The 13088-nt window shown below is 52.0% G+C and carries 13 protein-coding genes; 6 read left to right on the top strand and 7 right to left on the bottom strand.

What is annotated here, in order from left to right; translation table 11 throughout:
• Positions 1-23 precede the first annotated feature (23 nt).
• On the bottom strand, positions 24-1241 hold the full coding sequence (locus ABWV55_RS00275) for a CCA tRNA nucleotidyltransferase (protein ID WP_353291803.1): 1218 nt from the start codon (positions 1239-1241) through the stop codon (positions 24-26).
• Here ABWV55_RS00275 and ABWV55_RS00270 point away from each other — a divergent pair.
• Both ABWV55_RS00270 and tsaB read left to right on the top strand, forming a co-directional pair.
• Positions 1240-1491 carry a Ycf34 family protein gene (locus tag ABWV55_RS00270; RefSeq protein ID WP_353291802.1) on the top strand — a complete coding sequence of 84 codons (252 nt, stop codon included), beginning with the start codon at positions 1240-1242 and terminating at the stop codon, positions 1489-1491. The two genes, ABWV55_RS00275 and ABWV55_RS00270, sit on opposite strands and share 2 nt — an antisense overlap.
• Complete coding sequence (tsaB, locus tag ABWV55_RS00265) at positions 1488-2111, top strand: tRNA (adenosine(37)-N6)-threonylcarbamoyltransferase complex dimerization subunit type 1 TsaB (protein WP_353291801.1); 624 nt, start codon at positions 1488-1490, stop codon at positions 2109-2111. Before ABWV55_RS00270 ends, tsaB begins: the two co-directional genes overlap by 4 nt.
• Before the next feature lie 349 nt (positions 2112-2460).
• Here the strand turns inward: tsaB and ABWV55_RS00260 are convergent, their stop codons facing one another.
• Genes ABWV55_RS00260 through rpaB form a run of 5 tightly spaced genes read right to left on the bottom strand, consistent with a single transcriptional unit; the run spans position 2461 to position 7110 of the window.
• Positions 2461-3120, bottom strand: coding sequence for a lysophospholipid acyltransferase family protein (locus tag ABWV55_RS00260; protein ID WP_353291800.1), 660 nt, complete (start codon positions 3118-3120; stop codon positions 2461-2463).
• Complete coding sequence (fabD, locus tag ABWV55_RS00255; RefSeq protein WP_353291799.1) at positions 3117-4013, bottom strand: ACP S-malonyltransferase; 897 nt, start codon at positions 4011-4013, stop codon at positions 3117-3119. Before fabD ends, ABWV55_RS00260 begins: the two co-directional genes overlap by 4 nt.
• Positions 4014-4041: 28 nt before the next feature.
• The gene (locus tag ABWV55_RS00250; protein ID WP_353291798.1) at positions 4042-5091 is read right to left on the bottom strand and encodes a beta-ketoacyl-ACP synthase III; all 1050 of its coding nucleotides are present in this window, start codon (positions 5089-5091) and stop codon (positions 4042-4044) included.
• A complete protein-coding gene (gene plsX, locus ABWV55_RS00245; RefSeq protein ID WP_353291797.1) occupies positions 5088-6383 on the bottom strand; it encodes a phosphate acyltransferase PlsX in 1296 nt (431 codons plus the stop codon). Before plsX ends, ABWV55_RS00250 begins: the two co-directional genes overlap by 4 nt.
• The gene (gene rpaB, locus ABWV55_RS00240) at positions 6364-7110 is read right to left on the bottom strand and encodes a response regulator transcription factor RpaB (RefSeq protein WP_353291796.1); all 747 of its coding nucleotides are present in this window, start codon (positions 7108-7110) and stop codon (positions 6364-6366) included. Before rpaB ends, plsX begins: the two co-directional genes overlap by 20 nt.
• Before the next feature lie 88 nt (positions 7111-7198).
• On the opposite strand from rpaB, the gene radA reads away from it, so the two are divergent.
• Positions 7199-8602 (top strand): DNA repair protein RadA, encoded by a 1404-nt coding sequence (radA, locus tag ABWV55_RS00235; protein ID WP_353291795.1) that lies wholly within the window; start codon positions 7199-7201, stop codon positions 8600-8602.
• Here the strand turns inward: radA and ABWV55_RS00230 are convergent.
• Entirely contained in the window at positions 8593-9114 is a 522-nt protein-coding gene (locus ABWV55_RS00230) for a photosystem I assembly protein Ycf3 (RefSeq protein ID WP_353291794.1), read from the bottom strand. The genes radA and ABWV55_RS00230 overlap by 10 nt on opposite strands.
• 24 nt (positions 9115-9138) lie before the next feature.
• On the opposite strand from ABWV55_RS00230, the gene ABWV55_RS00225 reads away from it, so the two are divergent.
• Genes ABWV55_RS00225 through ABWV55_RS00215 form a run of 3 tightly spaced genes read left to right on the top strand, consistent with a single transcriptional unit; the run spans position 9139 to position 13084 of the window.
• Positions 9139-11511: a heavy metal translocating P-type ATPase gene (locus tag ABWV55_RS00225; RefSeq protein WP_353291792.1), complete on the top strand. Its 2373-nt coding sequence runs from the start codon at positions 9139-9141 to the stop codon at positions 11509-11511.
• Entirely contained in the window at positions 11508-12137 is a 630-nt protein-coding gene (gene tmk, locus ABWV55_RS00220) for a dTMP kinase (protein ID WP_353291791.1), read from the top strand. Before ABWV55_RS00225 ends, tmk begins: the two co-directional genes overlap by 4 nt.
• Positions 12134-13084: a DNA polymerase III subunit delta' gene (locus ABWV55_RS00215; protein ID WP_353291790.1), complete on the top strand. Its 951-nt coding sequence runs from the start codon at positions 12134-12136 to the stop codon at positions 13082-13084. The genes tmk and ABWV55_RS00215 overlap by 4 nt, the downstream gene beginning before the upstream one ends.
• Positions 13085-13088 lie beyond the last annotated feature (4 nt).

The raw sequence follows: 13088 nt of genomic DNA, 5'->3' as shown, positions 1-13088 counted from the left end.
AGTAAAGTTAATCACATACTGCCTCAATTCTGTCGTAGAAACTGTCGGGCAGTTTGGAGAGCTTCATCACGACTATGGATTCGACCAAAAGCTCGTTCAAGACAAAGGTGGGCCAGAACCTGCCCCATTTTCGGTCCTGGTTCAAGCCCCAGTTCCCTTTTTAGTGTGACTCCATTGAGAGGCATGATTGGGTGAAAGAGTGGATCGTTTGTATCCCGCCAACGTTTCAGCCACTGTGGTTGCATTTGAGGTGGTAGCCAAAGAATCAGGGCTGCCAAATCTTTTTCGAGATCTTGATGGAGTCGCAACCGTTCTTCCTCTCCTAAGGAATCGGGCTGTCCAGCAGTTCGCTCAACCCAGTAGCGTAAACGCGCGCAGCGGTGACGCAGCATCTTACTGGCGCGTAATCGTTTAAGCCCATCATCACTGATCAAACCTGTGAGACGTGCCAAAGGAAGAGCTGTTGCTGTCTCTCCATCGCTTAAGCATTCAGCTTGATTTTGGGTGGGGTTTGGTGTAGTAGCCGCCCATGGTTCTAACAACTGAAACTGGTCAAGTTGTTGAAGAACTTGATCGGCGTAAGCACCTTTCACAAGAAGTTGTAATTCGCTTAAGATTCGTTCCGGCGCTGATTTTGCCAGAGCTTGACGGTGCCGTTGAATCCAAAGCGCTGTATCGGTGTCTAATACCAGAGAAATCTCCGCCAACAGCCGTAGACCACGTAAGAGTCGCAGTGGATCATCGACGAGATTGCTTTCGCAAATAGCGCGGAGACGTCTCTTTTGTAGATCGTGAATACCACCGGTTGGATCGCACAGTGAGCCGAATGGTTGTATACCCAAGGCGATGGCGTTAAGACTGTAGTCCCGTCTCCAGAGATCCTCTTCCAACGACATACCTTCTTGGCTTGCTAAGTCGATCGTCCATCCCTTAAGGATGAGACGTGCTGTGTCTCTGTCCCCATCCAGTACCACACATGTGCCTCCGAAAGTTCGCGCAAGATGTTGCGTGTGCCTGAGGGCGTCAGCCGGTACTACAAAGTCCAAATCGGTATGGTTACTTTGCCGACCGAGCAGAGCGTCACGGATTGCGCCTCCCACGAGGGCTGTTCCTCTTGGGAGTGACTCGCATGCGATAGGCCAGCATTCTGGTGTGAGTCGTGCCAGCAGAACACGTACTTGCTCGTCAGGAGTAAAGTCATTTATCAGAATGCGGTCCTTCTGAAAGGTCTCGGAAGGCATGTGTATCTGCGTTAATTGTCGCTGGGTCGAGCGATGTCGGGCCTATCATGCGGTCGAGCGACAACATGGAGCCGCCCATCTTTCTGTGGATCCAGATCTAGAGCCTAAAGCCCCTAAAATTTACGTCTCTGTGATGGATCTACCCAGTGGCCAGGTCGGTGTAGAGTGGGACGTACGGGCTTGTGAAAGCTTCGAGTTGGATGCTGGCCGCTGGCAGCGTCTACGTCCTGGTGAGGCGGTGCCTACGTGAGCGAAACACCGGTCTTGATGGCACTGCATAGCTCTACAGAACATTTTGGTGTAGCAGTGCAAGATCCTGAGTCTGTGGCCGACATCCAGCGCGTGGCGGTATTTAATGACGGTCGTGGTCTGTCCAATACCTTGATCACTCGTGTCAACACGATATTGCCGTGCGAGCGTTGGTCTGCTCTTAAAGGCCTTGCCGTAGCGACCGGTCCTGGAGGATTCACAGGGACTCGTTTGTCGGTTGTGATGGCCAGAACTTTGGCAGAGCAACTGAATTGTCCTTTGTTAGGGGTAAGTAGTTTTGCGTTAATGGCTGCACGTTTGCACCACCGCCTACCTGCTGACCAGCAAGGCCAGCGGTTTTGGATCGCTCGGCAGTTATCGCGTCGTGGCTTGGTGGCCGGTTTCTACGCTTTTGATGAGGATGACGTTGAAGAGATTGAAGCGCCTCATTTGGTGATTGAAGGCCGCAGGATAAGTCCTGTTGTGCAAGCTGCGGAGGATGTGGCGGCAGATGTTTTCCGTCTGCTAGAGCTTCTACGTCAATCTCAGACTCGCGGTCAGATTCTAACTTGGTCCAGTGTACTGCCGATCTATCCCTTCTCTCCGGTTGGCACGAGCTGAGAGCGAGGGTAACATTAAGAATAAGGGCTCGATTCTTGGTCCGTTTATTTGTATCGAAGCTGACATTTTCAGGCCGTATTTTTATTAAATATACGAATCCGAAATATATAGGACCAGACTTGATACATAAACTACGCTTATTTTTGCTGGTGAGTGATTAGCTGAAATTATTAATTTTCGGTTTGGATAGCCGTATTTTTATTAAATATACGAATCCGAAATATATAGGACCAGACTTGATACATAAACTACGCTTATTTTTGCTGGTGAGTGATTAGCTGAAATTATTAATTTTCGGTTTGGATATTGGATAATATTGCTGGCTCTAAATCTCCATTGTGGTTCCTACTTAGGTACGGTGTAGACCCTGATCGAGCAGTGCATTGATGCGTTCTTGAAGCAAGGCTGTCGTAGCGTCGAGGTCAACCCGACGACGGCTAATTGGCGGCGGGATGGGAGTGCCAATACGCAGTTGGATTGGCACTAAACGAGGCCAAAACTGACGGCTTCCCAGAGCGCGGTGGCTGTTGAGAATGGCTACCGGAAGTAGTGGCGCTCCGCTGCGCGCTGCTAGCAACGCAGCTCCTGGTAGAGGAGCATTCACGCGGCCATTTGGCTGCCTAGTGCCATCCAGAAACACCCCTGTGGCCCATCCTGCGTTCAGTGTGGCTGTGGCTGTTCGAATCGCATTTCTATCGCTAGCACCCCGGCGCACGGGATAGGCTCCGAGCGATCGAATGAGAAGCACAAGCAGCGGAACATCGAATAATTCCGCTTTGGCCATAAATGCTACGGGTCGTCCCAAAGCATGCCCCAGTATCGGAGGATCTAAGTGAGAGCCATGGTTCGCAGCCACAACCAGAGCGCCCTGCTGGGGGACATTGGATTTACCTTCGGTCGATCCGCGGAAGAGCCCGCGAAAAATTGGAAATACCAACAACTTGCTCACAAGCTGATAGGTGAGGCCCGGCCGCGAGGTATTGCGTGAAATCAGGTTACCGGCGCTCATTGGCCGAGATCGCCCGCTGAGCTGATCTGTGTTGCGGTCACCCCCTTCATACTGCGCTTAGCTAATCCACTAAGAATATTGCCGGGACCGATTTCGACAAGGGTATCGACTCCCTCCACGGTCATTTCTATCATTGTTTCTCGCCAGCGCACTCCCGTCGTCATCTGTTGCTTCAGTCGCTCTTTTAGAAGGTCTCCTGAGTTTGTTGCTCTAGGATTGCTGTTGCTCAGAACAGGCATACGAGTATCACCGAAAGCTGTGGCATTGAGTGTGTCGGAAAAATGCGCAGCAGCCTCTGCCATTAAGGGGGAATGAAAGGCTCCGGAGACAACGAGAGGAATAACACGTTTACAAGTGAGTTGATTGCTCACTGCAGCAACAGCGCTTTGAAGACCGGAAATTACCACTTGCGTGTCGCTGTTATCGTTAGCGATGGCAACTCCTTCTGTTGTTGCCACCAGGTCCTCGAGCTGACTGCGATCAAAACCGATTATCGCTGTCATCGCACCACCACCTGCGCTGGCCATCAGTTCGGAACGAATTTTCATCAACTTGATCCCTGTTTCTAAGTCGAAGGCACCGCCGGCATAAAGAGCGACTAGTTCTCCTAAGCTATGGCCAGCAACCAGTTTGGCTGTTCGCCCTTGCTGGAGCAAGCTGTCGGCCAAGAGAGATTCGACCACGAATAACGCGAGTTGAGTATTTCGGGTGTCGTTGAGGTCATTTGGACCCTCCCCACGACCGCTTTCGCCTCGGCATATAGCGAGGAGATCACGTCCAAGAAGCTCTGATGCCAAACCGAATCGCTCGCTGGCTCCACTCAGACTGAGCAAGTGATCCGCCATGCCCACCTTCTGCGAGCCCTGACCAGGGAACACCCAGGCGATTGCCATCGTTGACCGATGCGGACAGTGCCAGATTTTAGGCGGGGCCGCTCCAACGCAGAAGAGCAGCTCCCCAACTCAGTCCTGCTCCGAATCCGCTACTAGCGATCCGATGTCCCGTTTGAATACGGCCATCTCGTACGGCTTCGTCCAACATTAGGGCAATTGTGGCAGCTGACGTATTGCCATAGGCAGCCAGATTGCTGAGCACCTTGTCGTTAGGCATGCTGAAGCGCTCAGCCACAGCATCGAGGATACGTTGGTTGGCCTGATGTAACAATAGCCAGTCAATGGAATCGGTGTTTGTGGATGTGGCGCGGAGAAGGGAATCCAGAATGGCGGGCACTTCTCGAACGGCGAACTTGTAAACCTCTTGACCATTCATTTGGATTGGCTCAAATCCACCGCATTGATGACTAGCACCTCCAATCAGGGCGCGTCTTTCGTTCACCTGAGGAAGCTGCAGAACCTCCCCACGGCTGCCATCCGATCGCAGCAAAAAGCCCTCAAGGTCATCTTGGCCATTGTCAGATGCCTCGAGCAACAAGGCTCCGGCAGCATCCCCAAATAGTACGCAGGAACGCCTATCATCCCAGTCTACCCAGCGGCTGAGTTGGTCGGCCCCAACTACCAAGATTCGACGCATTGCGCCGCTGCGGATGTATTGGGCTGCGGTGACGAGACCGAACAAGAAACCGCTGCACGCAGCCGTAAGATCAAAAGCTGCAGCATTTACGGCTCCAATTCGAGCCTGAAGACGTGGTGCTGATCCAAAGAGATCGTCCGGTGTCGAGGTAGCTAGCACGATTAGATCCAGGCTGTCAGCCTGCCAGTCCGCCATCGCTAGCGCTCGTTCAGCAGCAAGACCGCTGAGTTCTGCAAGGGACTCCTCCGAACCCACTACCCGGCGGGCTGAAATTCCCGTGCGGCTACGGATCCATGCATCGTTGGTTTCTACTCGCTTCCCTAGCTCGTCATTGCTAATCGATCGAGCTGGCGTGGCACTCCCGCACCCCCGGAGCAACACACCGCTAGCGCTCTGGAGTTGCTTGACCAAAGCGGTGGAATTCAAGGCGTCGTCAGTCAATTACAACCGCTTTGCAGAGCCTCTAAATTCTCCATCACGCCGTGGCTTGCGGCGTAATGAGCAATTCTTAAGGCATTCACAACCGAAAGAGATTTACTGCTGCCGTGACCAATCACAGTGATACCGTTCACTCCAAGCAAGAGGGCACCTCCATGTTCAGCGTGATCGAAACGTTTTTTGATTCGTTGGAGGTTGCCGTATAGAAACGCGGAACCTACTTTACCTCGACGTCCCCTAGGAAGCTCCGCTCGCAGGACTTCCAACATTACGCTGGCGACAGATTCGAGAAACTTCAGCAGAACGTTTCCCGTAAATCCATCACAGACCACCACGTTAAACTCGCCTGACAGTACATCACGTCCCTCACAATTCCCAGCAAAGTGGAGTCTGGACTCTGATTTAAGCAGCTCGTAGGTTTTTAAGGACAATTCATTGCCTTTGCAATCCTCTTCGCCAATGTTGAGTAGACCAACGCGAGGTTGCATTACCTGAAGCACATCCCGGCTGTAGATATTCCCGAGCAGAGCAAATTGATGTAGGTAGGTGGGTTTGCAATCCATATTGGCGCCCACATCAAGTACAAGCACCGGTTGATCAGGGTCTTTGGTGGGCAATAATGCACCAATTGCTGGGCGGTCAATTCCCTTGAGACGTCCGAGGCGGAAGATTGCTGATGCCATGACGGCTCCAGAGTTGCCAGCTGAATACACTGCCAGAGCCTGACCTTTCTTTACCAGGTCCATAGCTACGTTGATACTCGCATCGCGTTTGCGGCGGACGACTGTGGCTTCGTCGTCCATGCCAACAGAAGATCCACTAGGTACTAATTCCAGATATCCAGCAGCTCGCGCGACTTCTAGACTCGGTCCGAGTTCCAAATCATGAGCTGCCGCAAGGATCTGGTCTTGTTCGCCAACAAAACGTATTTTCAGAGGTAGGTGCTTAATGGCCTGCAAGCACCCATCGAGAATGGGGCCTGGGGCGTAATCCCCTCCCATGCCATCCACAGCGACCCACAAACGATCTTCATCTCGAATTTTCTTTTCATTGTGTTCGTCACGTCCTCCCTGAAGACGTCGAAGTGGATTAAAAACTAGAGGCTGCAAGACATTATTGGCGACGGCCCCTGCAACGTTCCCAGCTGTTGAAGCTGGGTTGGTTACGCTGCCCATAATTGTTGTCACAGTGGAATTCCGTCGGTACCAGATCAGAAGACGGCGGATTACCCGTGGCCTGTTGCCTTGGCTCCGAGGCTCAATGGCTGGGGAGGAATCAGGGTTCTTCTGAAACAACGGAGTCGACTATGCGCTGGAATAAGTATCCGGTACCGCGAGCTGTGAGAATTAGCTCAGGGTTAGCGGGATCATCTTCCAGTTTGGAACGAAGGCGAGAGATATGAACGTCCACTACACGAGTATCGACATGGCGCTCGGGAGTATATCCCCATACTTCTTTGAGAATTTCACCTCGGTTAAAAGGTTCTCCGGAACGGCTTACTAAAAGTTCAAGCAGACTAAATTCCATTCCGGTGAGCCGGATACGCTCATCGTTGCGGAATACTTGTCGCTTGTTGGTGTCAATTTTCAGGTCTGAAACCTGGATCACTCCAGAATTAGGGATGCCTGCGATCTGTTCTTTTTCCACCCTGCGCAAAACACAGCGAATTCGCGCTTCGAGCTCCTTAGGGCTAAAGGGCTTGACTACATAGTCGTCGGCACCCAGCTCAAGCCCGGTGATCCGGTCTGCTACATCTCCGAGTGCGGTAAGCATCACGATCGGTACATCTGATTCTTTACGGATCTCTTGGCAGACACCGTAGCCATCCAGCTTGGGCATCATCACGTCGAGCACCACTAGATCCGGCATGCAGTTGGGGAACAACTCCAATGCCTCCGTACCATCACAGGCCGTAACAACCTTGTACCCGATCATCGAAAGTCGGGTTTCCAAAATCCTTCTTATCGAGGCCTCGTCATCGACCACGAGAATTGTTTCCTTAGGGGGAGCCGTGGCCGTCATGAAGCCTGGGGCGCATTGTATGTCAGTTCACAAATAAAAGGCCGCCCCCTGCTGGTTCACGTAACAGCAACTTTCTTCACAGTTCGCAGTGTCAAAGCCCACCATCATTTTTGTCTGCCAAGCCTGTGGTGCCAAGGCTCGTCAGTTCTTTGGACGTTGTCCTGAGTGCTTTAGCTGGAACTCACTTGTTGAGCAATCTCAGGTAACAACCAATAGCTATCGCTGTCGTCCTATTCCGAATCAAGAGCACTCTCCAGCACCTCGTCGTTCCACCACGATGGCGTCATTGGAAAATCGACCGCTGCAACGATTAGCTACAGGATTAGTTGAATTCGATCGCGTTTTGGGTAGCGGTTTGGTGCCGGGTTCTTTGGTGCTGGTGGGAGGTAATCCAGGGATTGGCAAAAGCACCTTGCTTTTGCAAAGTGCTTCGGCAATGGCGGCATACACTTCGGTTCTGTACGTCAGTGCTGAAGAATCAGCCCAACAGGTAAAGTTGCGTTGGCAGCGACTGGCGGGCGAAACTTCCGATCTCCGTTTGCTTACCGAGACTGACTTCGGCTTGGTATTACAGGAACTAGAAGCATTGCGTCCTGCGGTAGCGATAATTGACAGCATTCAGGCTTTGCACAATTCCAGCCTCACTAGTGCTCCAGGATCTGTTGGACAGGTAAGAGAATGTGCGGCATCCCTTCAGAGATTGGCCAAACGTCAAAACACGGCGCTGTTACTTGTAGGCCACGTCACAAAAGAGGGGATGCTTGCAGGTCCAAAAGTGCTGGAGCATCTCGTGGATGTGGTGCTTGCATTTGAGGGCGATCAATTTGCCAGCCATCGCCTCTTGCGTGCGACCAAGAACCGCTTTGGTGCTACCCATGAGCTAGGCCTATTTGAAATGCAAGCTCAAGGTTTGGCGGAAGTAGTTAATCCCAGTGAACTGTTTCTCAGCGGCGCCCGCGCTTCGGGAGTGGCCACCATCGTGACTTATGAAGGGACACGTTCTCTGGTGGTGGATCTTCAGGCATTGGTGAATGTAACTAGTTATGCCAGTCCGCGCCGAACAGCAACTGGGATTGGAATCAATCGATTGCATCAGATCTTGGCCGTGTTGGAGAAGCATATGGGTCTTCCTTTATCCCGTTTTGATTGCTACCTTGCTGTAGCTGGAGGATTGAAAGTCGAAGAGCCAGCCGCTGATCTTGGTGTGGCTGCCGCCGTGGTGGCGAGTTTCCGAGACCTAACCCTGCCGCCAGACACCGTACTCATTGGTGAACTCGGCTTGGGTGGACAACTCAGGCCAGTGAGCCGGCTTGAACTGCGTTTGCAGGAAGCGGCTCGACTCGGATTCCAACAGGCCGTGGTTCCCTCGGGCAGTGGTTTAGCGAAATTAATCGTAGAAATGAATTTAAATCTGGTTTTACTCGAGGCCACCAATATCACCGAGGCTTTAGTCCTGGTCTTCGGTAACGAGGTGCGCGTCGATCAAAAATAAACATCAACTTTGTTACGACTAGTAGACTTCAACCAGTTTTCTATTTCTAGATAGCCACCCGGGTTTAGTCGAACCGCTTGGGTCCACATGTCCGTGGTCTGGTCAAACCAGTAATCAGCCTCATCTTGTCGACCGCTTTCCTCAGCGATGCGACCCCATTTTTCAAAAATCAACCCCATGTTTTTCAGGCATGAGGGTTGTTTCGGATTTTCCCTTAGTGATTTTCGGTAAGTCTCGATTGCTCGCTCTTCCTCGCCATTAGACATATAAATGATCGCCATATTCTTGAGGGTTTCGCCCCGATCGGTAGGGTTATCTTCGAGCTTTAAAGCTTCGTCGTAGTTCTCCAGTGCTTCGGCATAGTCACCATCATTTTGAGCGGACAACCCATCGCGATAGTAGACGTATGCCTCCTTAGAACGAGCGTTGACCGGTAGCAGTTTGACAATCAGGTCTGCCATGACCGTGAAACTTTTGTCGATAAAATTGTCATTGCGATTGCTACGGGGCATGGTGTGCTACCTGATACAAACTCTATGCTGACGGGTTCGTCACCGCCTGATCCGGCACCTAGCGTACCCAACAAAGATTGCTTGCTTGTGAGTTCTGCGGTTCAGACTATCGTCCTGGATGTGGCAGGTATGAAGTGCGGCGGTTGTGTCTCCGCGGTGGAACGTACCTTGTTCGAACAACCAGGTGTTAAACGGGTCGATGTGAATTTAGTGAGTCGGGCTGCCTGGCTTGATTTGAATGAGTCGGACGGTGATATTGAGGCAGTGATCGCCGCCTTAGCCGCACGCGGTTTCTTAGCCCGAGAACGGGTACTAGAACCCAAGCTCAAGCTTTCCGGTTCAGATGGCTCAACCGAGCTGAGTTGGTGGCGTCAGTTAGTAGTAGCGCTCGTGCTGTTGCTGCTGGCCCTAATGGGGCACCTCAGTGAAGCCGGACACCTGCCGATGCCAATAATTGGCAGTCTCCCATTTCATGCAATTTTGGCCACTGTGGCTTTGGTCGGCCCAGGTCGTCAGATTCTTATCGGTGGATTAGCAGCAGCCCGCGCGGGTGTACCAAGCATGGATACCCTCGTGGGTCTGGGAGTAGGCAGTGCCTACCTGGCCAGTTTGGCAGCCTTGGTCCGGCCTAACTTGGGCTGGTCTTGTTTTTTTAATGAGCCAGTGATGCTACTTGGGTTTGTTCTTTTGGGGCGCTGCCTCGAAGAGCGGGCCCGTAGTCGTACATGTCAAGCACTTCAACAATTTTCTCAGTTGCAGCCTGAAACTGCCCGTTTGATATCGGACGATGGCGCGATTCGCGATGTGCTTGTCAGTGCTTTGCGTCCTGGGGAATGTGTGCAACTCCTTGCTGGAGATCAAGTCCCTGTAGATGGTGTCATCCGCGAGGGACATTCCATGATTGATGTCTCCAACCTAACTGGTGAACCCATGCCGCTTCGGGTTGAGCCTGGCACTGAGTTAGTGTCAGGGAGTTTGAATCTTGAATCTCCGCTCGTACTCGAAGCACGCCGAGTCGGTTCTGATACATCCCTTGCACGCATCGTACGCTTGGTGGAACAGGCTCAGGCGCGACGAGCTCCTATTCAGGGATTGGCCGACCGGGTAGCGGGACGATTCTGTTATGGCGTTATGGCTTTGGCTCTGGTCACCTTTTTATTTTGGTGGCTGTTTGGAGCGGTGCATTGGCCGCAGGTCTTACAGACCAGTGTGATAGGGCTTCCTTTTCCTCACGAGCATGGCGCCGCCTATGAAGATCCGCACCAGAGTGATTTGAGCAGTATCGCCACCACACCTATCGGATTGGCTCTACAGCTCACTATCTCTGTTCTTGTAGTGGCTTGTCCGTGTGCCTTAGGCTTAGCTACTCCTACGGTAGTTACTGTGGCCACAGGTCTTGCGGCCAGGCGTGGCTGGTTATTTCGAGGTGGAGATGTCATTGAAATGGCTGCTTCATTGGATCAGGTGGTATTTGATAAGACCGGTACGCTTACACTGGGTCGACCCTTAGTCACTGATATTTTTTCAGACGATGTTGACCGTCTGTTGCAGTGGGCGGCAAGTCTGGAGCAGAGTAGTCGCCATCCATTGGCTTACGCCCTACTCCAAGAAGCCCAACGGCGACAATTGCCCTTACTCGATGTGATCCGCGTGTCGACGATGTTGGGGGAGGGGCTAGTTGGTGAACTGCAGGGCGTATCCGGTGAACTTCGAGTTGGCAGTCCCAATTGGTTGCAAAGGCACGGCTTGGTAATTCCAGACCAAGCCATGGCCTGGTTGACCGTTAGGTCTGGATCGATTGTTGCCCTGTCTCAGGGAGATAGTTTAATCGGATTGTTTCAAATCGAAGATCAGCAGCGACCGGATGTCGCCTCAGCCCTTAAGAGACTCCGTTGCTCTGGTCTGCAACTCGCCATCTTTAGTGGCGATCGTGAAGTGGCTGTGCGTCATCTTGGTCAAAGACTTGGTTTCTCCGACGATGACCTAGCGTGGCAAATGCTGCCAGAACAGAAATTGCAACGTTTAGAGCAGTTGCGTAGTAAGGGAAAGGTGGCCATGGTAGGCGACGGCATAAACGACGTCCCCGCTTTGGCTGCTGCTGATCTTGGAATCGCCGTCGGCACGGGAACGCAGATCGCCCAAGACACTGCCGACATGGTGTTGCTCGGCGATCGTCTCGATAATCTTCCGGAGGCTCTTTTGTTAGCACGCCGCACTTTGAATAAAGTACGCCAAAATCTTTTTTGGGCATTTGGGTACAATTTGATTGCTCTTCCGATTGCCGCTGGTGTGCTACTGCCGAATCAGGGAGTGTTGTTATCACCACCGTTAGCAGCACTGTTGATGGCACTTAGCTCAGTCACGGTGGTTCTTAATGCTTTAACTCTGCGCATATGAGTGGCCGTTTTATCGTCCTCGACGGAATCGACGGTTGCGGAAAATCTACTCAGATTCGACATCTAGCTAAATGGTTACCAAATAGTGGGTTAATGCCTGCTACGGCTCGATTGGTCTGCACTTGCGAGCCTGGAGGCACTCTTCTGGGGCGGTCTATTCGTAAGCTACTGCTGCATAATGAGGCTGACCATATACCCTCTGCGAAGGCTGAGCTTCTACTTTATGCGGCTGATCGTGCCCAGCACGTCGACACAGTAATTAGCCCAGCTATTCGGCGGGGCGACTGGGTACTTAGTGATCGCTTCGTTGGGTCAACCCTTGCCTATCAGGGCTATGGCCGTGGCTTAGATCGCGAGCTGATTACAAATCTAGAGTCAATTGTTACCTCTGGTTTGGAGCCTGATTTGACTGTCTTGTTGATGGTGCCTGTGGCTGTAAGTATGCAGCGTCGCAGCGGCAAGCAGAATGACCGGATCGAGTCAGAGGAGAATGCTTTTTTTCATCGAGTAGCTGATGGCTTCGCCGCGCTTGCAGATCAACGTAGTTGGTGTCGACTGAACGCGCAGAGTTCTATAGCTCAGCTAAGTAAAGAGTTGGAACAGACGTTACGACAAACACTGCAGTGACACCGTTGTTTGATGAGTTGATCGGTCAACCTCTAGCAGTTTGTATCTTAAAGGCAGCCCTGCGGCGCAAGCGCCTAGCCCCGGCCTATGTGTTCGCTGGTCCTGAAGGAGTCGGTAGACGTCTAGCAGCCCTTCGTTTTCTTGAGGGGGTACTTAGCGAAGGAAAAGGTTGTCATCGAGCAAGACGCCGCCTGGAAGAGCGTAACCATCCGGACCTTATTTGGATAGAACCCACCTGGCAATACCGGGGTTGTCTGCTTACCCGCAGCGAGGCGACAGTGGCTGGGGTGAGTCGGCGTACACCACCGCAATTGCGCCTCGAACAAATCCGAGACATAAGTCGTTCCCTTGCTCATCAGCCGGTGGAAACAACTCGAGGAATGGTAGTAATTGAAGCGGCTGAGACCATGACCGAAGCAGCAGCCAATGCTTTGCTCAAGACTCTTGAAGAGCCTGGTCATGGTCTGCTGATTCTATTATCTTCGGCGCCCGAACGGCTCCTGATCACAATTCGTTCTCGTTGCCAGTTAATTCGATTTATGAGACTGGACACTGATGCTGTTAATAAGGTTTTACGTCGTTTGAATGCCGTTGAAGATGATCCACCTGAACTCTTAGCAATGGCTGCAGGATCCCCTGGTGCTTTGATCGAACATCGCAAGCATTGGTCTACTTTACCTCAGGAGCTTGTATCTGGGCTTAGGCAGTTATCGACGGAGCCCATGCAAGCGCTGGTTTTGGCCCGGGATATATGTGAATCCCTGGATGGCGAACAGCAACTTTGGTTAATCAACTGGTGGCAACAAGCTCTGTGGGCTTCCACTAGCAATATTCAGTTTTTAAAACGGTTAGAAACATTGCGCTACCACCTGTTGTCATTTGTGCAACCACGCCTTGCTTGGGAAGTGGCGTTATTGGATATATTTCTGTTAACAGCTCAAACTTAGAGCG

This window comes from Synechococcus sp. M16CYN (genome assembly GCF_040371545.1).
Taxonomy (GTDB): domain Bacteria; phylum Cyanobacteriota; class Cyanobacteriia; order PCC-6307; family Cyanobiaceae; genus Parasynechococcus.
This window is presented reverse-complemented; position numbering and strand designations above follow the sequence as displayed.